Origin of the sequence: Corallococcus sp. CA054B (assembly GCF_003611625.1) — a bacterium.
GTDB lineage: Bacteria > Myxococcota > Myxococcia > Myxococcales > Myxococcaceae > Corallococcus > Corallococcus coralloides.
In genome coordinates, this window is sequence record NZ_RAVY01000154.1 from 1 (window position 1) to 23402 (window position 23402).

Below are 23402 nucleotides of genomic sequence, written 5' to 3' on the forward strand. Positions count from 1 at the left end.
TGTATAAGGGACAGCGCCCACGGTCGTGGCCTCCCCACGTCCCTCCCTCCAGGTGTACCGGCTCCTGCCGGATGGGACGTCCTCCTCGTGGGGGCTGCTGCCGGTGGGGGATGCCGCCCCCCAGTCGCTTCCTGACGGAGACTGGTACGCCGAGCCCCTGGAGCCCGTAAGGACAGCGGACCAGGCCCAGGCGCTGGCCGCCGTGCTGCGCGAATACCGGGTCCCCGGGCTCCGCTTCGGAGAGCAGGGCCTCCCCGCTCCAGCCCTGCTCGCGCTCCTCGTCAAGGACACCTCCGTCGTGTCGCTCCATCTCTCCGAGACCGCGCTCGGCGATGAGCACCTCGCCGCCCTGGCGAACGCGGCACGGTTGCAGGCCCTGCACCTGGACGGTACGCGGATCACCGATGCGGGGCTCGCCTCTCTCCAGGGAATGCCACACCTGGCCGTCCTGCGGCTGGATGCCACCGCGGTGTCCGACCGGGGGCTGGCGTTCCTCGCCTCGCTGACGACGCTGCGCCGGCTCTCGCTCAGCGGCACGTCGGTGAGCCCGCGGGGGCTTGGCCTGCTCGCGGCACAGATGGAGCTGGAGTGGTTGGATCTCTCGGACACCACCGTCGATGACACGGTTTTGGCGTCGCTGCCCGGGGAGCGCTTGCGCACGCTCGTCATGAGCGGCACCCACGTCACGAATGCCGGCCTCGGCGCCCTGAAAAGAATGCCAGCCCTGCGCTGGCTGGGCCTGGCGCGGACGGCCGTCTCGGACGCAGGTCTGGCACACCTGGGAGCGCTGCGCATGCTGGACGCGCTCCACCTGGGAAGCACCGGGGTGACGGATGCGGGGCTCATCCACGTGGCGCGGTTGCCGGCGCTCCGGGTGCTGGTACTCAGCAAGACACGCATCCGCGGCCCGGGGGTTCGTCACCTTGCCGGGCTCACCCAGCTGGAGGTCCTCCATCTCGACGACACTTCAATCGGGAACGCGGCGCTGCGACACCTCCAGGGCCTCCAACACCTGCGCGACCTGGAGCTGTCGCGCACGGCCGTCACCGGGAGCGGCCTGCCAGCGTTGTCCGGCCTCCGGGCGCTCGAGAGCCTCGGGCTCTCGGGCCTCGCGCTGGAGGACGCGTCGCTCGCGGCGCTGGAGCCCCTGGAGCGGCTCTCCCGGCTCGACCTCAGCGCCACGCGCATCGGCCCTGAGGCCTTGAAGCAGCTCGGCTCGCGCATGGTCCTGCGGCACCTGGATCTGAGCCGGACCGACTTCAACGACGGGTGGGTGGCCACCCTTCGGACCTTCTCCCAGCTCCAGTCGCTCCGCGCCATCCGCACGATCCTCACGGACCTGGGGCTGGGTCAGCTCTCCGAGCTGCGGGAGCTGGAGTCACTCCAGGTCTCGGGGAACCCCATCAGCGGGTCGGGGCTGGTGCCGCTCCAGAAGCTCCCCCACCTCGTCAAGCTCGACCTGGGAGGCACCTGGATGACCGACGACGGGGCGCGGCTGCTCGCGGGCTTCGAGAAGCTCTCCTGGCTGAGCCTCGCCGGCACCCGCATCGGGGACGAGTCGCTCGTTCACCTCCCGGGCTCACTCCTCACGTTGTACCTGCTGCGCACGAAGGTCACGGACGCCGGCATGCCCGCGCTCCACCGGCTTCCCCTCCTTCGTGAGATTGATCTGCGCGAGACGGCGGTCTCCGAGGCCGCGCGGGCCACGCTGGTGCGCGAGCATGGCCTCCGGATCATGTCCTCCCCGTGAGGTGGGGTGCAGGCCGCTCAACGCGCGAACAGCGGCCGGAACACGGGGGAAGCGCGCAGCGCGGACACCATCTCGGCGATGCTGGCGGCCTCTCGCTCCGTCTCGTCCGCCCCACACACCTCTGGGTGAGAGATCGCCAAAGGCCATACGGCCGTTGACCCGGTGCCGCTCATTCCAGATGGGGGCCATGGGGTCGAAGCCCTTGTACGGAGCCATCTCCCGCAGGACACACGCCGCGAGCCCGGATGCCGCGCTACTTCTTCGGAATCCGGATGCTGGGGTTCGCGGCGATCCGGGGTGCGCTCTTCGCCTTGAAGCTGCCTCCGGCCGCGGCCTTCATCGTGGGTCCCTTGGCCGTGGCTCCCAGCTGGGCCCTGGCTGTGTCCGTCTTGGGCTGCTGCGAGGGCGCGATGGCCTTGTTCATGGCGGGCTTGCGGTCAGGTGTCTTCCGCGTCTGGGGCGTCATCGTCTTCATGGGTTGCCTCCGGGAATCCGGCCGGCCGGGATGCCTTCCAGCCTGAGCGACACGCCGGGTGGGGCTGGGACTTCCAGTTCCACCAGGCCCCCTGCGCCGGTGAGGTGCACGTCCGGGCCGATCTCCAGACGGCAGCCCACCGCCGGGCGTCCCGCGTGGTCCTGGGCCAGCAGCCTGCGCCGGTCATCGCTCACCACCACCGAAGGCCGCCGCAGCGCGACCTGTGCCTGCGCGATGAGCACGCAGCGCTGGCCCTTCACGCTCGCGCGGACCTGGGCCCGGACCTTGGCGACTCCGGGGGTCTTGCCTTCGGGAGGCCTCGCGAGGAGCGTGGCGCTGGAGGCGGGTGGGCTTGGGAGGACCGCGCCTTCCCAGACAGCTTCGAACCCTTCATCCAGGCCCACCGCCGCGAGCGACAACGGCAGGCGGATGGGCTCCGCGCCAAGCCAGAGTTCCTCTGGCGCGACGATGGCCACTTCGGGCTCCAGCTGGACGTCGGCGCTCCAGGACCAGCGCTCGGTGAGCAGGTCCGCGAGCCAGCCGGCTTCTTCTGGCGACATGCGCGCCAGGGCCTTCTCCATGTGCGCCGGGTCCGCCAGTCGTTGGAGCGCCGCGGCGCCGTCCTTGAACCGGGCGTTCTCCAACAGGCCTTCGAGCTGGCCTGGAAGGTGCTTCGCGAGGGAGCGCATCAGGTGGCCCAATCGCTGTTTTGGTGGAAGTGCACTCATCCTCGCCTCCTCCACAGCGAGCGGCCGGTCATCCGGCGCCGCAGCCGCTGTTCTGCTTGCTGAAGCGCTTCCGCGTCCTTCGCCGTGAGGCGGCGGCCGTTCACGAAGAAGGTCCGTGCGCTGGTTTCCAGTTCGTATTCCGGAGCGTCCTCCCACACGGGCTCTTCATCCGGTGCTTCGGGCCGGGGCGGTGCTTGGACTCCCGGCGGAGGAAGCAGCGTCTTCACTTCGATGTGCACCGGACCTGGTGCGGTGGGCCTCGTGCCCCGTGAGGAGGGGAGGCTGGACTCTCCCCGTTCCTCCGATGGGGAAGGACGCGGAGTCCGTGGTTCAGGTCTGTCGTGACGGCGTGGCCCGAGTTCCTCCTGGAACGGTGGGGCCTTTCGGGTGTCCGGAGCCGGCGGTCGGTCGAGGACTCGGGGTGTCCTTCTCGTCCGTGGCGATGCCCTGGCGGGCGTGTCTCTTTGCTCCACTGGCGGAGCCTGTGGTGGCGCTTGTGTGGTGGCGGCGCGCGCGACGCGATGGCGGCGTGTTGGGGGCTCCGGGACTCGTGCGCTGATGCGTGGGGGGTGGGCGCTCCTCTCCACGGCGGGTCGCGGCACCCGGCTCCTTCGCGGACCTGGAGCCCTCTCGCGTGCTTCGGCCATGGGAGGGACTGCGGGGGCCTTCTGACTTTCAGGTTCGGGCCGGTCGCCTCGTTGTGAAGGAACATCCCTGTCCTCGGTGCGAGGACGAAGGGGTCGTGACTCCGCGACCTTCAACGGCAGCGCTGGGACGCTGGGGACAACGAGGGGCGCGAGCGTGGGAGGCCGTTGCCCGTCCTGGCTTCGGGTCACGGGTTCAAGCGTTGGCTGGGGTTCCTGGGGAAGTGCCGACGTGCCACCAGGTCGGGGAACACGACGCCGGATGGGCGCGATGGGTTCCGTTGCGGTCGGGACTTCGACCCGCGCAGGACGCTCGAGCGCGGGCGGCGTCACCGCGACAGGCTCCGTGAACCCCATGGACCTGGGACCCGACGGGAGCGACGCGGCCTTCACCGCGCGGCCTGCCTCCCCTCCCCGCTTCTGCGCCCCCGGCGTTGGCAGGGACGGTGGCAGCGGCGGATCCACCCTGAAGTCTCCGCGCTCGCCCCGCTCCAGGGGGTGGAGCACCCGGTCCAGCTCCGCCAGCAGCGCGGCCACCGCGAAGAAGTCGTCTCTTGCTTCGCTCATGTCGGCACTCCCAGCCAGGACTTGAGGACCGTGGTCGCGGCCCTCAACTCCGGGTCCCTCAGCACCGTCTTCGTCACTCCGCCGTCCTGGACCGTGAGGTTCGCTGTGCCTGAGTCCAGCTCGATGGGGAGCATCACTCCCGTGGCGAGGCTCGGGCCTCCGAAGCCCTTGAAGTCGCGCCGCAGCGTCACGTCGCGCACCAGCGCCTTGGGCATCTGAAGGTCGCGCAACGTGATGACCACGACCTCCTCGTCGTCTCCGCAGCCCAGCGGCGTGGGCGTCGCCGCCACCTCGTCGTCCGCTCGGGCCGCCGCTCCTGTGCGCACGTCCACCGTGTCCACGGTGGCCACGCCCTGCCACCACGTGCCTTCGTCATCCGCTCCGCGGACGAGCAACAGCTCCCCGGGCCTTGCCACCTGCACCGGCTTGCTCGATCCAGACGTGCTCGCCAGCGGGATGCCGTCCAGGAACAGGCGCGTCGCCCCCACCTCCACCGGCGGCAGCAACTGGAACGTCTGGCCTGGATACGGCGCGGCCACCGCCGGAGGCACCAGTCCCAGCGCGCCTCCGCCCTGCCCCAGGATCAGGTTCAGCTTCGCGCCCAGGGCGATGATCTCCTGCACCACGCCGTCCGCTTGCGGCCCCGCCGCCGCGTGCCCGTCCAGCAGCTCCTGTGACGACACCGACACCGCGCTCCCGTCCACGGGCGTGCCACTCCGCACCAACCCTGCGATTCCCGGCAGCTTCGCGTCCGTCGCGATGGACACATTCAGGGATGTGATTCGCAGGTGCTTCTCCGCCCCCTTCACCTCCCAGCCCAGCACGAGCGCCAGCGTGGGCCGGTCCCCTCCCACGTGCGCCACGTGGCCCGGCTGCACCTGTCCCAGATCCACCGTGGGCGTCACGGACAACGCCGTCGCCTGCGTGAGCGTGTCCTTCACCAGGGCCACCGGTCCCACCAGCGGGATGCCCGTGGGCTGTCCCGCGAGCACCCGCGTCAGGCTGTCGCAGAATGGCTTCAGCACGAGCTTCAGCAGCGGTGCCAGCGCGGCCCGGTTGCGTGCGTCGAACCATCGCTGACGGAACACCCAGTGGAAGCGCAGCGACCACTCCAACGTCCGGAGCATCCGCAGCGAACCGTCCGGGTACGCCAGCCGCGACGCCACCGCTTCGTCCATTCCCTTCCCCGCCTCGATGTCCAACGTCGTCAGCTCGTTGGACAGCTGTCCGGGGATGCCCGGTGAATCCGCCCTCCGCAGCGTGGTCTTCAACGACGCCAGCCCCGACACGGACGCAATCACGGTGCGTGGCGACTGGAGCGCCGTGGCCACCGCTCCGTAGTCCGTCGCCGAGGCCTGGAGTGAATCCGCCGCACGCTGGAGCGCATCCGTCAGCTCCGGAGCTGCGCCCTGCTCCTCCAGCGTGGCCTTCGCCTGGAGCAGCACGTTCCGGTCCGCCAGGCACTCGACCTGCCGCGCCGCGGCCCCTGACGCCACGGGGTCGAACGCACTGGATGCTGAACTGACGGACAACCCATCCAGCACGCTGCTCAGGGACACCGTCTCCGACGTCGTCTTCAACTCCGCCCGCCTCGAAGCGCGCAGGCCCGTCCAGGTGCCCAGCTCCGCGACGCCGCTCTCCGCCGCGTCCTTCCGCTGGTCCGTGGTGAAGAGCCCCGCGTCGATGGCGTCCTCCACGGTGCCGCTCGCCGACAGGGGCCCGAAGTCATACGTGGGGACGCGCACCGCCACCTCGCCGCCGTGCTTCTCGTCGCGGAACGCGAACAGCGTCACCGTCCCCGCGAGCAATGCAGCTCCCGTGAGCTTCCCGTCTCCATCCGCCCCGATGGTGCCCACCGCGAACTCCAGCTCCTCCACGCCCGGCAGCCGGCTCTCGCTCCCCACGAGCGAACCGACGGACACCGTTGGCAGTCCTTCTCCCCGGGGCGCGGCGGCCAGGGCTGGCGCCAGCGCGATGCCCACCGCGCGACGGCGGGCCCGCTCGATGACGTTGAACACGGGCAGGAGCGCGCACACCGTCTGGACGTGCGGCGCGTCCTGATCCGCCACGCCGTCCATGCGGTCCAGGAACGCCTCCAGCTGCTTCCAGGCCGCCTGCCATCCGTCCAGCTCCATGCTCAGGCGTGTCACCGCGCTCACGGGCCGCTTCCCTTCTTCGGCGTGCCCGGTGGCGGCGTGGATGTGTCAGTTGCGGGGGGCTGCGGACCCGGCGGGCGCTCGGACGCGCCGGGACCTCCGAAGCCGATCGCCAGCGAACGCCCTCCCCGGCGCTGGGAGTGCTTCGTGGACAGCATGCCCTCCAGGATCTCCTTCTGCTCCTCCACGTGCTCCTTCGACTGGTCCAGCACCTCCACCAGCGTGGAGCGGCTCCGCTCGGCGGCGGCCTTCAGTTCCTCCGGCGTGCGCCCCACCGCCTTCACGAACCGCTCGGGCGCCTTCTCCACCGCGTTCACGAACTTGTCCGCCTGCTTCTGGGCCGTCGTCTTCAGGTTGCCCCAGGCGTCCTTCACCTCGTCCGCGCTCGCCTCCAGCACCTGGCCTGCCTCGCTCTCCACCAGCGCCTTCTTCACGTCCTGGAGCGTGAGTTCACCCGACGCCAGGTCCATCGCGGCGGACAGGCCCAGCAGCTCCCAGAGCATCGCGGCCTTCGCCAGGTTGGGCCCCGCCGCCAGCAGGCAGATGCCTCCCACGTAGCCGCCCGGGGGCCGGTTCGCCGCCGTGAGGAAGGCCTCCTTCAACCCCGCCACGCCGCCTGTCGTGGACACCGGCAGCGCGTACATGCCCGCGGACTTGAGCGCGTTCAGCAGGTCGATGATGGCCTGCACCGCCTGCGCCAGCTTCATCAACACCTGCACCTTGTCCTGCATCGCGGCGGCAAGGCTCCGCAGGAGCGTGGCCAGGTTGTCCACTGACAAGAGCAGCGCCCTGAGCGCCTCCGGGAGGATGAGCAGCTTCTCCAGGTCCGGGAACAGGTCGCGCATGCGCGCGGACTTCCAGTCCGGCTTCACCGACCGGCCCCGCGCCCGGCTGCGGCGCGGATCCAACGCGCCCTTGGGGTACTTCTCGAACGCCTTCTTGAACGCGCTGATGTTGAGCAGCTTGCCCAGCAGGTACAGCGCCTGCCGGAGCGCATCCAGTGACGGCGCCGCCATCACGATGAACACCGCCTGCACCGGCGCGCCGTCCGTCACCGTCGGGCGCGAGTCGTCCCCCGGATCATCGAAGGACGCGACGAACCGCCCCGCCCAGCGCGCGAAGCCGTCCGGCGTCACCGGCGGGCGCTCCAGCGCGAAGCCCGCCTTGAAGTCCTTGGGGATGTTCGGGATGAAGCCCGTCTCCGCCAGGTTCGTCTCCGTGGGCCCGATGCCCGGCGCGTCCGCGTAGAGGTACGCGCCCGCGTTGAGCAGGTCGTTGATGATGTCCTTGAGCAGCTCGTAGGCCGCGAGGATGAGCGCCCGGAACGGATCCGGCAGCCCCAGGAGGATGGCCGCCAGCGCCTGGAGCAGCGCCTGCACGAACTGGAGCACCGCGATGATGATCTTCAGCGGCGGCTTGACGATGCCCACCAGCTGCTCCAGCCCCGGCGGCACGCCGATCAGCAGCGGCCTCCACGCGGGCCCGCCCCCGGCGTCGGTGCCGGTGGCGTCCGTGCCTTCCGCCTCCTCCAGCGCCTTCGCCAGATCCTCGCAGCAGGCCTCCAGCGCGCCGTGGAGCTCAGCGATAGCGGCGTCGTTGAACTCGGCCACGCGCGTCCTCCCGGGTGCGTTGTTCCAGCTCCATCAGCTTCTCCAGCCGCTCGGCGTCCTGGGCCACGCCCACCGCCGCCGCCTGGAGCAGCAGGGCCTTCACCTGCTCCAGCCGCTCGCGCAGGACCGATGCCTCCAGTGGCTTCCAGCCGGGCTCCTTCATCGCGTCAGCCCACCGGCATGCGCTTGACGAAGCCGAAGTAAGACCAGTCCAGCAGCGGCGTCATCGCCGCCCAGACATCCAGCAGCGGCCCGTACGCGGCCACCGTCAGCGGATTCACCGCCTTGAGGATCTGCGCCAGCATCGTGAAGTGGATGGCCAGCCCGTCGCCCAGCACCATGGGCGAGATGGCGGAGAGGCCGCCCACCTGGCACACGCCCAGCATCGTGTTGATGGACACGTTGCCCGCCAGCGCGTCAATGGAGATGGAGTTGAGCGACGGTCCCGGCATGTCCGGCATCGCCGCGGCCACCTTCACCGCCTTGCCAGCGGCGAGGTTCAAGTTGCCACCGGACGTGACGCCGTAGCCGCCCACCGCCGACTCCTGCGATGCGCCGGACACGATGCGCTTGTGGCTGCCCTGGATGCGATCCTCGCGCGGGCCGCCCACCGTCTCCTTCAGGCCGGCGCCGCCCACCACGCGCGAGTACCCAGCCACGTCCACGGTCTCCGTCAGCGACCCCGTCACGTGCAGCGACACGTCCCCGCCCACGGCGCGCGTGTGGCTGCCGTCCACCGTCTCGTCCTGCTTGCCCGCGACCTCCAGCCGGTCGTCGCCGTCCACCTCCGCGGAGCGGTTGCCCTCGTTCACCGTGCGCTCGTTGCTGATGAGCCGGTCCAGGCCTTCCGCGGACAGGATGACGCGGTTGCCCTGCCGGTCGTGGATCTCCACGCGCGCGGTCTCCGGCCGGTCGTCCAGGACGATGTAGTGGCCCGTGGCGGACTTGAGCATCCGCACGCCCGGCACCGCGGACTGGGGCGGGTAGTCGTGCTTGGGAATCTCACTGACGTCCGGGGCCACGCGCGCGGTGGAGCCCGGCTGGCCCAGGTCCGCGAGCGCGGGCTGCCCCCACCACATGCCGCTCCAGATGGGCTGGGACAGGTCTCCGCCCTCGAACTCCACCCAGACGCCCGCGCCCACGTCCGGCACCACGAAGAGGCCCTGGTCCGGCCCCGCGTACGGCGTGCACGGCATGGCCCAGCCCGTGGCCACGTCCCCCATCAGGCGCGGCACCACGCACTGGATGCGCCCCAGGTTGAGGGGATCCGAGACGTTCGTCACGTAGCCCCGGTACTTGCCGAAGTAGCGGCTCTCCGTGCGTTCGATGAGCTGCTGCAGCAGTTGTTCGATCATCGCGCGCTCCGCAGGTCGTCGTCCTCGTCGTACTGACGCACGCCGGAGACGTCCGACAGGTTGATGTAGACGGGTGTGGCGCCATCCGGCCCGGTGAGGTGGACGACGTCGTCGATGAGCTCCACCACCAGGCCCACGTACACCTGGCCCAACGTGGTGAAGAGGTAGCAGCGCTGCCCCATGCTGGCTTCGAGCAGCTTGCGCATCACTCCTCCAGCTTCTGAACCAGCCGCGTGGCCAGCTTCACGCGCGTGTCCACCCAGACGCCCACCTCGCGCTGGCGCTCGGCGGCGAGCTTGCGGCGCGCGGCGCGCACCAGGTCCTGGAGCGTCACCGGCACCGTGGGCACCGGCGGCAGGCGGGAGATGCGCACGTCCAGCGCCCTGAGCACGGAGGTGTCCAGGTCCAGCTTCGCGCGCGTGCCGGCCAGGTTCTCCAGCGCCGCGGCCTTCGCGTCGGGCGCGTCCGGCGTGGCGGAGAGGGTGACTTCGGGCAGCGCGGTGCGCTGGAGGGCGACGCGGCCACTGAGGGCGAAGGGATCTGGCATGGGGGTGTCCTTGTGGAAGGGACTTCCAGCGCTACGGGTTGAGCTCCACCACGGCGTCGGCTTCCTGGACGTGCACGCCGGAGGTGGTCGCGTTGCCGACGGCCGCCACGCGCGAGCCGCCCAGGATGATGACGGAGTGGGCATACGGATCCGGCGGCGGCTCCGGAGGGAGGGGCCGGATGCCCGCGTCCTGCACCGGGATGGGGCCGGTGGAGTCGCCCGTGTAGAACGAGTCCGCGAGCACCTCGTGCAGCACGGAGACATTGAGGATGCTCTCCTTCACGGTGGACGCCGCCGAGTCGATGCCGAGCACGCTCTTGTCCACCAGCTGGAGGGCCTTCTTCGGGTCGCCCTCCGCCGCGGCCAGCACGGAGCGCACCTGGCCCTGCACGTCCTCGGGCTTCTCCGCGTGCATCGCGACGCGGTCCACCAGGTCCCGCAGCGCACTCGTGGGCGAGTCGTCCTTCGTCACCGCGATGCCGTAGAGCGTCCGGGCCGCCATGTTCACGTCCATGCTCGCGGGCAGCTTCGAGCGGACGTCCTCCATGGTGGGGATGTCCAGCACGGGCTTGAAGGGGAACTCCGGCCCGGCCTGGGGCGGGAGGGGCGTCGGCTGGAAGACGAGCTCCGCGAGCAGCGTGGAGAAGGCGTCGCTCGCCACGTCGCGGCGGCGCTGGAGGCCGCCCAGGAGCAGCTCCTGGTTCAGGGGCACGCCCAGGGTGGAGCCTCCGCCCACGGGAATCTGGAGCGTCAGCTTGTCCGAGGGCATCAGCCACTGGGGACGCACCACCGGCGGAGGCGGCGTCACCGTCTCCGCGCCCAGCACCACGTTGCCGGTGAACGTCACCGGCGCGCGCTCCACGCGCAGGACGACGACGTTCACGGCGTCCAGGCACTGGCACCGGTTGCCGCTGAAGACGGTGGAGTCCGCGCGGCGCAGGTACACCGCGCCCACGCCGCCCTCGCTGCGCAGCTCGTTGCCGGACACGGCCGCCGAGATGACCGCGCCGCCGTTGCCCAGGAGGAGCAGCGCCGGGCCTCGCGCGGTGATGTCGTTGCCCTCCACCTGCACGCCCCGCTTCGCCTTCACCAGCGGGCGCGGGAGGATGGGGAGGGGCTTGATGAGGAAGTCCACCAGCGCGGGCTGCACCCGTGCCGTCGTCGCCGTGAGGTAGCGCGAGGCCGCCGCGCTGGCGCTCAGGGAGGGCGCGAAGTCCGCCGCCGTCACCGTGAGCGCGCGGTTGAGCACCGGCCCCGTGGCGAACTTCTGCTTCAGCGAGCCCAGCTGCACCAGGTCCTCCACGCGAGGCACCGAGGCCAGCGTGGCCACGGCGGACGGCGCGGGCTTGCCGAGGACCACGCGGCCGTCCGTGGACGGCTTGGGCACTGGATCCGTGGCGAGGAAGGGCACGCGCGACAGCTTCGCCACCAGGTCCGGAGGCAGCGTGTCGGTGACGACGAGGACGCCCGCGCCTCCACCTCCGCCTCCCGTGTGGCGCACGGTGTTGCCGCGCACCACCGTCTCGCCTCGCCAGTCGATGGCCACCTCGTGGAGCACCGCCTGCGACAGCGTGTTGCCGCTCTCCAGGAAGACGTTGCCCTTCACCACCAGTTCGCCAGAGCCCACGAAGGAGGCCACCGCCTGGCCCAGTCCGGGCTCGCCCGCGGTGGGCAGGCCCGCGCACGCGAAGAGGTGGTTGTCGGAGACCACCGTCACGGACAGGTCCGGCAAGAGCCGCAGGCCCGCCACCGCGCAGCCCTCCAGCCGGTTGCCGTCCACGTCCAGCAGCGAGCCCGGCTCCGTCGGTGCCTCCGTCAGCAGGTGCCCCGCCGCGCCCAGGGCGGTGATGCCGGTGACGGTGTCGCGCACGGTGTTGTCCGCCAGCCGCACACGGCCCTGCACGCCGGACACGAAGAGGCCGTCCGCGGGCGACGGGAAGGTGTCGAAGACGGGGTCCACCAGGTCGCCGGGGTCCGGCGCCTCGCCGCGCGCCAGCTGCTCCAGCGACTTGCGCAGCAGGTCCAGGATGGCGTCCAGCTCCTGCATGCCGGTGACGACGGCGACGAGCGACGCGGAGACCTTGTCGGCGCGCTGGCGCAGGTACTCCTGGAGCCGCGCGACTCGCGACGCGTCGTCCTCGGCGGGATCCAGGGCCTGCTCCGCGGCGCGCAGCAGGACCGCGGCGGCATCCAGTTGCGCCGTCACCGCGGTGGATTTGACGACGGCCTCCGCGGCGGTGGTCGCGGGCTCGTCCACCAGCAGGTGCAGGGCCTGGCGCGCGGGTACGCCGCCGTTGCCGCTGGTGAGCGCGGTGATGGCGTCGTTCACGCGCTGGAGCGCCAGCGTGCGGAGCCTCCCCTGGATGCCCACGATGTCCAGCACGCGGTCGTACTGGGACAGGTAGAGCTGCAACGAGCCGTTGAGCACCGGTCCCGGCGCCATGCCGCGCACCGCCAGCACCAGCGCGCCCAGGGCGGAGACCCAGCGCTCCAGCGGCTCCGCCTGCACCGGCACGGGCGGCAGGGGCGTGGGCACCGGGAGCACGTCCAGCGTCCGCACCCGGATGCGGTCCAGGAGTCCCCGGGCGATGGCCACCTGCTCCATGCGATTCTGCGGCTGGGCGATGGCGTTGATCACCGCCTGGTGCGCCTGCAACGAGAGCGCGGACAGCTCCGCGTCGCCGCTCACCAGCTCGCCCAGCTGTCCCACCGCGGTGCCGAAGGCGCGCAGCTGCTTCTCCACCGTGTCGTCGGACTCGGCGACGAGGCCCGCCGCCTGCCGGTCCAGGTTCGTGGCGTACAGCCCGATGGTGGCGGTGAGCCCCTGCGCCGCGACGCGCGCGCCGTCCTCCGGCGTGACGTCCGACGTGGGCAGCACGCCGGTGGTGAAGTCCAGCACCTGCTTGAGCGTGGCGCGCATGCGGTCCACCACCGGCTGCAGCTGGCCTCCGGTGCGCTCCACGTCGCGGTAGTCCGCCTCCACCTGGGAGGCCAGCGCGGGGTGGAGCTCCTGGAGTTGATCCGTCAGGGCGTCCTTGGACAGGCGCAGCTGCACGAGCACGTCCGTATTGGCCTTCGCGCCGCGGGTGCCCGGCTGGAGCGGCAGCTGTTGCAGCGCGGCCTGGGCGAAGGTGCCGATGATGGTCTTCTTGGGCCCCACCGCCTGGCCGATGACGGGCTGCCGCGCGCGCTGCGCCTGTGCTTCGCGCAGCAGCGCCACCTGGCTCAACGCCCCCGCCAACGTGACGAGCGCGGCCAGGTCACCCGGCCCGCCCTGCACCCGGGCCAGGGCCTTGAGGAGGAACTCCTGCGTGTCGGAGGGCAGCCCCTGCACCAGCGAGTCGAAGGCGCCCTTGATGCGGTCCGCTGTCTTTGCCACGGCGTCCTTGCCGGACACGGTGGCCAGGTCGAACTGCGCCACCATGTCCCACGCCTCCTGGGACAGGGGGTCCGGCGCGGTGAAGCTGGAGGCGCGCGCCAGCGACGAGCGCACCGCGTGCGAGGTCTGGGTGTGGTCGTTGAAGCCCTGGGCGGTACGCAGCTCCGCCACGTCCGTCACCAGCGCGTTGAGGACGGAGTCGGGAACGGTCCCCAGGTCCTCCAGCTCCACCACCAGGGTGTCGAGCGGGCCATACAGGCCCCGGCCGATCTTCTGGCGCCCGTCCACATTCGCGCCCGTGTACCGCAGCACGGTGCCGTACATGCCCACCAGGGCGCCGTGCACGTCCGCGCGCTCCGGGCGGACGGTGGTGCTCGTGACGCTGAGTTGCTGGAGCACCACGGTGATGGGCGGCAACTTCACCGGGCCTGTCTCCGGCGGGGGTTGTGTCGTCGTCACCGGCGCGTGCACGCCGTCCACCTCGTTGCCCTCCACGGTGATGCCGGAGCCGGACACCACCGCGATGCCCGCCGCTCTCACCTCCGCGTCCGGGAGCCCGGGCGCGCCGTAGGCCGCCGTGCGCCCCACCTGGAGCAGCCGGTTGCCGCGCACCCGCGCCTCGTCCACGCCCGCGAGCACCACCGCGCCCCGGAGCGTCAGCCGCTCCAGCCAGCGCAGCGCCGCGTCCAGGGGGGCGCGCACGCGTGTCGTGGCGTTGGCGAGCAGCGCCTCCACGAGCGGCCGGGGACGGGCCTTCGCGTCCGCGCTCAGCACGGCCTCCAGGCCCGGGTCCAGGCGGGACAGCGCCAGCGTGTTGTCCTCCTGCGACGGCACGTCCGCGAGCGCCACCTGTTCGAAGCGGTTGTCCTCCACGCGCAGGCGCCCCACCGCGCCGCCCGTGCCCCAGGTGCGCACGGCCGAGTCCCCCAGCGCGCGCACCACGTTGCCCCGGATGCGCACGTCGAACACCGGCTGCGGACCTCCCAGCAGGATGCCGAAGCCCGGCGTGGATTCGCCGTCGCCTTCGATGCGGTTGTCCAGCACCTCCACGTCCGCGGCGGGACGGCCGTTGGACGCGCCGTCATCCAGGCCGTCGCCCACGACGATGCCGGCCACCACGCCCAGCACGGACGCGGCGGGGACGGCCGGGAGGGAGATCCACGACTCGCGCACGCGCAGCGCCCGGCCCGCCAGCTGGATGCCCACCTGGAACAGGCCGTCCGACACGGCGTTGCGGATCTCGTTGCCCACGATGTCCACGCCGTCGCCCGCGACCTGGATGCCCACGGCCGCGGAGCCCAGAATCTGATTCTCCGCCACCACCACGCGGTCCACCGGCCCCGCGAGTCCCCCTTCCGCCAGGTCCTGCACCAGGATGCCTACGTGGAAGCCCTGGATGCGGTTGCCGCGCACCTCCACGCCCGCCAGCCGCCCGTCCGCCACGTGGATGCCCGTGGTCGCGTCTCCCAGCGGCTGGAGCCGGTTGTGGGTGATGGCCAGCGCGTCGATGAAGAGGCCCGCGCGCGGGAAGGACGCGAGGAAGCGCTCCGCGAGATACGGGGCATACGGCGCCACCGCGATGCCTGTCGCCGCGCCGACGCGGTTCTCGTCGATGACGATGCGCGCGCAGGTGCCCGTCACCAGCACGCCCGTCGCCTCCGGGCCGGCCTGGTTCGCCTGGATGTGGCAGCGGCGCAGCGTCACGCCGCTGGAGTCCGCCAGCGTCACCACGCCGTGCGGCAGCGTCGCCAGCGCGTCGAGCAGCGGCTTCGCCTCCGGCACGTCCTCCAGCGGCTGGCCCGGGTGCTGGCGTTGCAGCTTGCGCAGCTGCACCAGCGTGGCCACCACGGAGCCCGCCGCGCGGCCCTGGCCCGGGACGATGGCCTTGATGCGGTCGACGACCACGTCCACGAAGTCGGCCTCGGCGGACGGGTGCTTCACGTCGTCCTCCTCCAGCACCCGGTCGTCGTCCACCTCCAACAGCGGCACGAAGCGCTGGCCGTTCGTCATGGCCACGCTCGCCTTCACGGCCTTCACCACGGGCTGGAGGCCGCCGCCAATCACCACGTCCTCGAAGGGGGCCTCCACCAGCTTGAGGTCCTCGATGCGCAGGTCGCCTTGCAGGCCGCAGCGGTCCACGAAGAAGGCTCCGCCGGAGCCCTGGGTACGCAGCTCGGTGGCCTCGCCGTCGCCCAGGAGGTGCACGGAGGACAGGTTGCGCAGCAGCACCGGGTGCTCCAGCTTGTAGCGGCCGGCTCGCACGAAGATGGAGCCGCCCTGCCCTCCCATGCTGTCCACCGCGGCCTGGAGCGCTTCGTCGCCGGTGATGCCTTCGAGCAGGTCCTGGTCGACGTCGCCGAAGCTGCGCACGCCGTCTCCCACCACCACCGTGAAGACGCCCGGGCCGATGACGCGCTCGGAGAGCTCCACCAGCCTGTCGCGCACCTGGGCGAGCGGGAGGTAGCGCGGGCGCAGGTCCTCGAAGGTGCGCGTCGCGCCGCCGGTCACCCGCGCCAGTGGTACGCAGTGGTGCACCGGCCCGTGCACGGGCGCGTCCGTGAGCTGCTCGACTTCGCCCCGGGCCGCGCCGTCCGCCGCGCGCACTCGCGCGGTGAAGGACCAGTATTCGGTCGCGCGCCCTTCCGTGTTGGCGAAGGCCAGGGTGATGCCGTCGTCGAAGCGGTAGCGCACGTTCGGCACCAGCAGGTCGCCGCCGTCCCACCGGCGCACCACCGCGCCCTGCTCAGGGCTGAAGGCCCGGCCCAGCGTGCCTCCCACGGGGAGCGGCACGGGGTCCATGGTGAGCACATCGCTTGCGTCCGCCAGTTCCAGCCTGCCCGTGTCCGCCTGGACGCCTCGCAGCCTCCGCAGCACTGGCAGCGACGGGCCTTCCGGCTGGAGCCGGGTGACGCGATCTTCGATGACGACCAGGTCACCCGCGCGCAGCTTCGCGGCGCTCGCGGGAGAGACCTGGAGCGTCATCGCATCCGCCGCGGCGGCCGCGGTGAGCGGGAGCACCGTGGAGCCGTTGTCTCGCGACCACAGCACCACCGGCTGCGCGCCGCCCCGGAAGAACTCCACGCGGAAGTGGAGGTTGTCGGTGCCCGTGTAGCCCTCGCCCGTGGAGGCGTTCTCCGTGGACAGGCAGCGGTCGCGGCAGGGGTCCAGCGGCTCTGGCGGGAAGCGGTCTGGCAGCGCGCCCTTCGGGATGTTGGTGGTGAGGCGCGCGCCACTGGTCGGCGTGGGCAGGACCTCCGCGTCGGTGTCCGCCAGCCCCTGGAGCGCGCGCACCTGGGTGACGAGCCGCAGGCGCACGGTGGTGTCCTGGCCGTCCAGCGCGGGCTCCTCCAGGAACGCGTCGTCGTACTGGGTGGTGGTCTGCTCCCAGCAGTCGAGGAAGAAGAAGTGGTGCCGCGAGCCGTCCGTGGGCAGCGCGGCCAGCGGAGACGCCTCCGGCAGATCCGGCTGCGCGGAGTAGCGCAGGTCCTGCTCCAGGAAGATGCGCACGCCGTCGAGCAGCATGCGGCCCGCGCCCGGCAGCGTCCCGTCACCACCCCTTATAATGATATCGGCGCCCAGCGCCCCGTCCTCCACCCGCAGCGCGGCCACCCACGTGCGAGCCACGGGCGGCAGGCCCAGCACGCCCCAGGAGCGCAGCTTCGTGGGATCCACGCTCGCGAACGCGGCGACAGGGAAGCGCACGTCGTTCCAGCCCGTGGGCCGCTGGCCCAGGCCGGCGGAGAGGACCGCCTCGTTCCCTTCCGTGTCCGCGACGACCACTCGCAGGTCGATGAACTCATCGTCGGTGGGCGGCCGTTCGAAGCGCAGGCTCATGACGAGCGCGGCGGCCGTGAAGGTGGTGCCGTCCGAGCGCGGCACGGCCGTGAGATTGAGCGGCGCGGGCAGCGTGCGGCGCAGCGCGATGTGGCCCCGGCTGCGCACCACGAAGGGCAGCGTCTCCGTGTCGTAGCGGTCCAGGCGCAGCTCGCGCGGGATGATGCGCTCGTCGTCCGCGGGGAGGCCCTGCCCCGCCCAGCCGAGCACGTTGCGGATGGGGTCCACGAGGTACGTGTCGACGATGCGGAAGCCGTCGTCGGGCGAGCCCTCGGCGACGTCGGCGGAGCGGCGGCGCGCGTCCACGGTGCGCAGCCGCACCTCCTCGTTCCAGTCGGCATCGAGGCTCATGCGCCCCATCTGCTGATAGACGCCGGAGAATCGCCGGGCTTCGTCGAAGCGGGACCTGGAGGTGTACGCTTTCACGGTCATGGTCGGCTCATCCGAACGAGGTCGTCCTGGCTGCGGTCGGCGTGGAAGGGCGTGATGCCAATGGGCATGCTGTCGTCGGTGCGCGCGGAGAGTTCGCGCTCGTGGTCGGAGCGCTCGTCGTGGGCACCGGGGACTCCGCCGCGCTCGGAGGCGTGGAGCGCTTCGGGGCCGTTGTTGTCGCCCAGGACGAGGTAGCCCGGGTCCGTCTGGCGGTTCGACTGGAAGGACACGGTGTGCACCCGCGACTGGTGCGACACCGGAGGCTGTCCGCCGCGCGCGTGGAGGCTGTAGCGCAGCCAGCCCAGGTCCGGCCGGTCCGTGCGCACCTCGCCCGCGAAGGCGCAGGAGGAGGCCTCCAGCACGCCCGCCTCCGTGGCGCCCAGCACCGTGCAGTGCCGCAGCCGGACGCTCGCGCCCGCCGCGCGGATGGCGACGGCGGCACGGTCTCCGGCGTCGAAGGTGCAGCCCGCGGCGATGAGGTGCACCCAGGGCGGCAGTTCGATGACTCCCACCATGCAGCCGTAGAGGCGCAGCTCCACGTCGGCGGGAGGCAGCGAGCGCCGCGCGCTGATGTCCTGGTGCCCACCGCCCGGCATCCACAGGCCCACCTGTCCGGGCGCGCCCAGGTTGCACCAGCGCAGGTCCGCTTGCCCCCGGGCGAGCACCAGGTCCAGCCGTCCCGCGAGCCACAGGCCCGCGAGCCACACGCGCGTGGCCGCGCTGCCTCCGAAGCCCGGGTAGAGCGCCAGCGAGAGGCCGTGCTCATCCGCGCCGATGCAGGGCGCAGCGCCCGTGTCCGCGGCGAAGAGGGACAGCCCGTTGTCCAATCCCTGTGACAGACGCTCTGGAGCCAGGCGCGGCGAACCGATGAGGCCCAGAATCGGCTGCGATCCGGATGGGAGCCCTTGCGCGATGGTGGCGACGATGGGCCGCTCCTGGCCTCCGGCCGCCAGCACTCCGCCCGCTCGCTCCGGGGAGATCCACGCGGTGACAGGAAGGCCGGTACCGGAGCGGTCGCCAGGACGGTCCGGCGGATCGATGAACGGGAAGTCCGGCTCCGCCCACGCATCAGGCGGACGGCGGTCCGGAGGAAGCAGCCCGGCTCCCAACGAGGCGCCCCGCCCTACCCGCGCGGAGACGGTGACGCGGCCCACGGGCGCGTCGTCCTGGAGCACGACACGGCCCAGGCGCGGATCCAGCGCGACGATGCCGGAGGCGATGCTCGGAGCGAGCGACGTCCACGGGCCCAGGCTTCGCTGGCGCAGCTGGAACGGGTGGCGCCGCAGCCGTCCGGGCACCGAATAGCGCCGCTCGCCGCCAGCAACGGAGGCATCCCGCGAGTGGTACGCGCCACCGGGCCGGGAATCGAGCGGGAGCGACTGGCCCTCGCGAGGCTCGATGAACGCGGCGCCGTCGTTGGCGACGTTGAAGCGCAGAAGCTCATCCGGCAGCAGGGCCAGCGCTGGCAGGAAGGCCAGGTAGCCGCGTCCGCCCAGTGAGAAGACGACCTCCGACGGTGGCAGCGGCGCCGGCTCCACGAGGAGCACGCGACCGTCGACGTACAGCGCTTCGCCTGGGACCGGCGGGTTCGTGCCCAAGGTCTCCAGCGGGCCCACGCCCCAGGCACCCTCGCCTGTCTTCAACGTCATCAGTCGAGGGCGCGTCGTGTCCGCCCAGACGAGCGCCTCCACGCCGTCGGTCGTGATGGTCGCCACGAGCGTGCCGGGCAGGTTCGAGGTGATGGGCAGTGGAGCCAGGGGGCGCCAGACTGGGCTCGCGGAGGCCGGGTCGCAGGACATCACCGGCACGGCCAGTTCTCCCGTCACGGCCTCGCCACCCAGGAGCATCAGTCCTTGCGCCGTGCTCAGCAGCGTCGCGGCCTTGCGCTCCTGGCCATTGCGCACCGCGTGGGGCCGCCACGGTCCGCCCGTGATCTGCAGCGACCAGAGATCTCCGGTGGGCGCGCCGCCCAGGTCACCCCCGAAGACGAAGAGCCGGCCGCCACGCACGCACAGGCTGGGAGCCAGTCGTGCCGCGGGTTGCCGTGGGCTCGCGGTGTCCAACCGCGTCCCCGTTGGAGTCGCGGTGTCCAGGCCCGTCACCGACCAGACGCCCAGCTTCCCGGCGCCGTCGGGTGCCACCAGCAACAGTGAGTCGCCAGCGGCGGCCAGGGACATGCCTGGACCGTCCGGAGGCAACGCACCGCCAGGCTCCGCCAACTGCCATGGCGCACCGTCGGCGCTCGCGTCGAAGCGGGCAAGGCGCAGGCTGCCATCCGCGAGGTGTTGCTCGATGCGCGCGACCCACGGCGCACCGGCCAGGTCCACGCGGACGGCGTTGCTGCGAGGAGGCCCCTGACGCAGTCCTACGGTGAGGGTGCGCCACGTGCCGCCCACGTCGCGCAGGCGCGCCTCACCGCGCACGCGTTCGACGAGCAGCGCCGCCGTGGTGCCGCCCAGGAGCTGGTTCGCTTCCGGCGTGACGGTGACGGTGTTCAGTGCGTCCGGCACCAGTTCGGTGGACAGGAGCACCGTGTCCGAGTTCTCACGCGCGGCCAGCAGCGTGAGCCGCCAGATGTCTCCGGGCGCAGGCCTGCCCCGGTCCGCGAACCGCAGCGTGGGCTCGGGCCCGACGGGCGCGGTGGGCAGGGGCCCGCGCAGGAGCGGCAGGGCTTCCGGCCCCACCAGCGGAATGCCGTCGACGGAGACGGTGAGGGCATCCGCGCGTTCGGCGGCATCGGCGTCCTCGGCCAGCGCGGTGGGGGTGAGCAGCATCGCCGCCGTGCGTCCCGTGGCGAGCAACGGAGGCGCGAGCTCATGTCGCGCGGTGAGGCCTCCGGTGAGGTCCGCGCGCTCCAGGGGCTTGAGCCACACCAGGGGACCATCGCGGTCCAGGGGATCCACGCGGAAGCCCCGGTAGCCGTTGGGCAGCGTGTGCACGGCGGCCGGGGTGACCTCCTCCAACTCCACGGGCGTCAGACGCGCGGTGCGGATGAGGGCGACGTCCGGACGCGCCCAGCCCAATAGGTCCAGCGTGCGCGGCGTCGCGGCGACCCGGCCCGCATCCGCGCTCCCCAACCGGCGCAAGGCCTGGTCCAGCGTCTCCCCTGGGGCGATGCCGATGAAGGGACCCCGCTCCGGGACACCCTCGCGGGGACGCTCGATGCCCGGCGAGCGGCGGGTGAGCGGATCCGCGAGGCCGATGGGATCCCACAGCACCGCGCTGCGACCGCGCCAGGGCAGCAGGTCATTGAGGTCCTGGGTCTCCAGCAGGGAACGGAAGGACTCGTCCACCTCCGCGTCCCACAAGCTGGTGACGGAGAGCACCTCCTCCAGCGACGCGAGCGTGCCCTTCCGTCTGCGCCACGCCACCGCGCGAGCCACCACTCCGCGCTGCACGCGAGGGTCGCCGGTGATCAGCCGCGCGCCCATCAGCTCCGCGAGCAACGGCAGCGCCTGCGGCCCCGCGCGCTCCACGAAGTGATCATCCCAGAGCTGGTCCACCGCGCGCGCGAACGCATCCAGCTCCATGCCGAGGACGGCGAGCAGCTTGAGGAGCGGCTGGTCCGCGAGCGTGGAGTCCCGCGCCATGTAGAGGCCCGGGAGTAGCTGGCTCAGTCGCTGGGAGGGCTGGCTCATGGGGTCCGCGCCTCGCGGTGGCCGTCGGCCCACCACGGCGAGTGATGGCTCAGAGGTCCCGAACTTCCTGTCGGACAGCTCCGCGCGACATCCCCGCCATGGCGCCCCGCGCCAGGCCCTCGAATCTCAAGGTGGCCCCCCTCCCGCCCGGAGCGCGCCAAACCTGTCCGACTGTCGGACAGGTTTCCGTGGCCCGGCGGGCGCGGTCCTCCAAACCTGTCCGACAGTCGGACAGGTTCGTGGGATGCGCCACCGGCATGGAGTCCTGGCAAGAGTCTCAGGCAGCGCCCTCTATGGGGCATTGAGGCGGGGCTCATAGGTCCTGGGCCTCCTCGTAGGTGAGCGCGACGCCATCGCTCTCTCCGGACGACGGGGCCCATGCGAGCAGTTCGCCGGGCGCGGTGACGATGCGCTCGACGAGGATTGGCGGCGTGCCTTCGCGGTGCAGCCGCTGCACGACCACCGAGCGCAGGCCCGTGATTCCCGCGAGCGCTCCGTACACGTCCGACAGCTGCAGGTCCTGTCCCAGCTCCACGCGATCCGGATCCAACAGGCCGAGCACTCGCTCCGGGTCGCGGTCCACGCCCAGCCGCAGGCGCGCCTCCTGGAGCACCGCGACCGGATCCGCGCCCTTCACCACGCGCAGCAGCACCCGCAGCCGCACCTCCACGCGCTGCCGGTTGATCAGGTGCAGCTCCACCTTCGGCGCCACCCGTGCCGCCAGGTGCGCGTGGAGCGCTTCCAGCTCGGATGCGCCCAGAGCTGCTCCTTCCGGCCCGGACACCACCACCTTCAACGAACGGCGGCGCACGCCATCCCGGAACACGTTCGCGCGGTGCACGCCGTCGAACACCAACGTCAGCGCCAGCACGTCCGAGAGCGACACGGCACGGTCCATCGCGCCCACCGTGGCGGGCCCTCGCACGCGCGCCAGCTCCGGCGCCTCCGGATCCGTCCCTCCGGCCAGCGGCAACGGGTTGAACGTCTTCTCCACGCACGGGTTCGGGCTCGCCATCGCCAGCAGCCGCAGCGCGGCCCGGTTGCCGCCCGTCCCTCTGCCCACGCGGTATCGGACCCGCACCTCCGCACCCAGGGGCAACGCCGAACCGTGCTCCCCTTCCCCGAAACGAAGCCTCGCGGCCCCGGCCGGCAGCGACTCCACCGCGAAGGCCAGCTCGTCCGGCGCGGCGTCCAACAACGAGTCCACCAGATGCCACGCGCGTCCCCCCACCGTCAGCGACACTTCCGGCCGGCGGCCTCCCGCGTGGCTCGGGTCGCGCAGCCAGGTCACCGGCCCATGCAGCAGCGGCACCGTGCGCAGATCCAGCGCGGGCACGGCGACCTCCTCCACCGTGGAGCCCTCACTGACGAGCGTGTTGTTGCCCAGCAGCACCACCCGGTCCAACGCGTACGCGCGCGACAGCGGTGGCTGGAACGTCACCTGTGTCATCGGCGTGCGCTGACCGGGCGGGACCTCCGTGCGGACGCGCAGCACCCGCAGCGCTTCTCGGTAGAGCCGCTCCGTGCCCTTCGCTCCGCCGGGGCCCAGGCGCTCCACGTCCTCGGCCAGCACGAACCAGTCTCCTGGCCGCACCGGCGGTTCCTGCGAGGTCAGCCCGGAGGCATCCGTCAGCGGCAGCAGATAGAGGCTGTCCGTTCCAGATGCCGCCACGCCCAGCGGCCGGGCCACGCCCGCCTCCGCGCCGAAGGCCTGGTCCGCCCGGTTCAGCGCTTCACTGCCCTTGAGGATGACGAGCTGATCCCGAGCCTCCTGGATGAGGCTGTTCACGAAGGCATCCAGGAACGTGACCATCTTGTCCAACCGGACCGCGTGCACGGCCGGGTCCTCGTCCGCGCACGGGGCCAGCGCCTCCTCCAGCGCGGCCAGTGCGTCCGCCTGCCGCTTCTGCAAGTTGCGGAGCTGGCGGGCGAGGATTTCCTGCGACTCGGACAACGCGCCAACGGGACGGCCGGGCGGAGGCACAGCCTGCGCCACGACCTTCTGGGCCTCGCACAGCTGTTCGCAGAGCGCGTCCAGCGTGCTCTTGCACGCGGCATCTCCGCCCAGGTCCAGCGTCTTCATCAACGACGCCAGCTTGCGAGCATCCTGCTTCGCGCGAGCCACCTGCCGTTCCTCCAACGGACCGTGGCGCTGCACCTCGATGCGATCCTGAAGCCCCGCGACCACCGAGCCCGGCCCGAAGATGCCGCCCGTGGGAGCTGGAGCCCCGGGCTCACCCGCCTCGCCGGAAGGCGCGCCGGTCCCCGCACCCGTTCCCCCCGTCCC

General features: G+C 71.9%; 12 protein-coding genes. 1 reads left to right on the plus strand and 11 read right to left on the minus strand.

Annotated features, from left to right (window positions below):
* The first annotated feature begins 25 nt into the window (after positions 1–25).
* On the plus strand, positions 26–1750 hold the full coding sequence (locus D7V80_RS29550) for a leucine-rich repeat domain-containing protein (RefSeq protein WP_233585820.1): 1725 nt from the start codon (positions 26–28) through the stop codon (positions 1748–1750).
* Positions 1751–2003: 253 nt separating this feature from the next.
* Here the strand turns inward: D7V80_RS29550 and D7V80_RS29555 are convergent, their stop codons facing one another.
* The 11 genes from D7V80_RS29555 to D7V80_RS41915 form a co-directional block, all read right to left on the minus strand.
* Complete coding sequence (locus tag D7V80_RS29555; RefSeq protein ID WP_014396098.1) at positions 2004–2225, minus strand: hypothetical protein; 222 nt, start codon at positions 2223–2225, stop codon at positions 2004–2006.
* Entirely contained in the window at positions 2222–2953 is a 732-nt protein-coding gene (locus D7V80_RS41910) for a hypothetical protein (protein ID WP_158616722.1), read from the minus strand. Before D7V80_RS41910 ends, D7V80_RS29555 begins: the two co-directional genes overlap by 4 nt.
* A 1207-nt stretch (positions 2954–4160) precedes the next feature.
* Positions 4161–6323: a hypothetical protein gene (locus D7V80_RS29565; RefSeq protein WP_120591338.1), complete on the minus strand. Its 2163-nt coding sequence runs from the start codon at positions 6321–6323 to the stop codon at positions 4161–4163.
* The gene (locus D7V80_RS29570) at positions 6320–7930 is read right to left on the minus strand and encodes a hypothetical protein (protein WP_120591339.1); all 1611 of its coding nucleotides are present in this window, start codon (positions 7928–7930) and stop codon (positions 6320–6322) included. The genes D7V80_RS29565 and D7V80_RS29570 overlap by 4 nt, the downstream gene beginning before the upstream one ends.
* Positions 7899–8093 (minus strand): hypothetical protein, encoded by a 195-nt coding sequence (locus D7V80_RS29575; protein ID WP_043321408.1) that lies wholly within the window; start codon positions 8091–8093, stop codon positions 7899–7901. Before D7V80_RS29575 ends, D7V80_RS29570 begins: the two co-directional genes overlap by 32 nt.
* Before the next feature lie 4 nt (positions 8094–8097).
* The gene (locus tag D7V80_RS29580) at positions 8098–9285 is read right to left on the minus strand and encodes a phage baseplate assembly protein V (RefSeq protein WP_120591340.1); all 1188 of its coding nucleotides are present in this window, start codon (positions 9283–9285) and stop codon (positions 8098–8100) included.
* Positions 9282–9491 (minus strand): hypothetical protein, encoded by a 210-nt coding sequence (locus D7V80_RS29585; RefSeq protein WP_014396093.1) that lies wholly within the window; start codon positions 9489–9491, stop codon positions 9282–9284. The genes D7V80_RS29580 and D7V80_RS29585 overlap by 4 nt, the downstream gene beginning before the upstream one ends.
* Positions 9491–9832 (minus strand): hypothetical protein, encoded by a 342-nt coding sequence (locus tag D7V80_RS29590; RefSeq protein ID WP_120591341.1) that lies wholly within the window; start codon positions 9830–9832, stop codon positions 9491–9493. The genes D7V80_RS29585 and D7V80_RS29590 overlap by 1 nt, the downstream gene beginning before the upstream one ends.
* 31 nt (positions 9833–9863) lie before the next feature.
* The gene (locus tag D7V80_RS29595) at positions 9864–17477 is read right to left on the minus strand and encodes a right-handed parallel beta-helix repeat-containing protein (protein ID WP_120591342.1); all 7614 of its coding nucleotides are present in this window, start codon (positions 17475–17477) and stop codon (positions 9864–9866) included.
* The gene (locus D7V80_RS29600) at positions 17474–21115 is read right to left on the minus strand and encodes a phage tail protein (protein ID WP_120591343.1); all 3642 of its coding nucleotides are present in this window, start codon (positions 21113–21115) and stop codon (positions 17474–17476) included. The genes D7V80_RS29595 and D7V80_RS29600 overlap by 4 nt, the downstream gene beginning before the upstream one ends.
* A 313-nt stretch (positions 21116–21428) precedes the next feature.
* Positions 21429–23402: hypothetical protein (locus tag D7V80_RS41915; RefSeq protein WP_158616723.1), on the minus strand; the 1974-nt coding region annotated here is incomplete at its 5' end.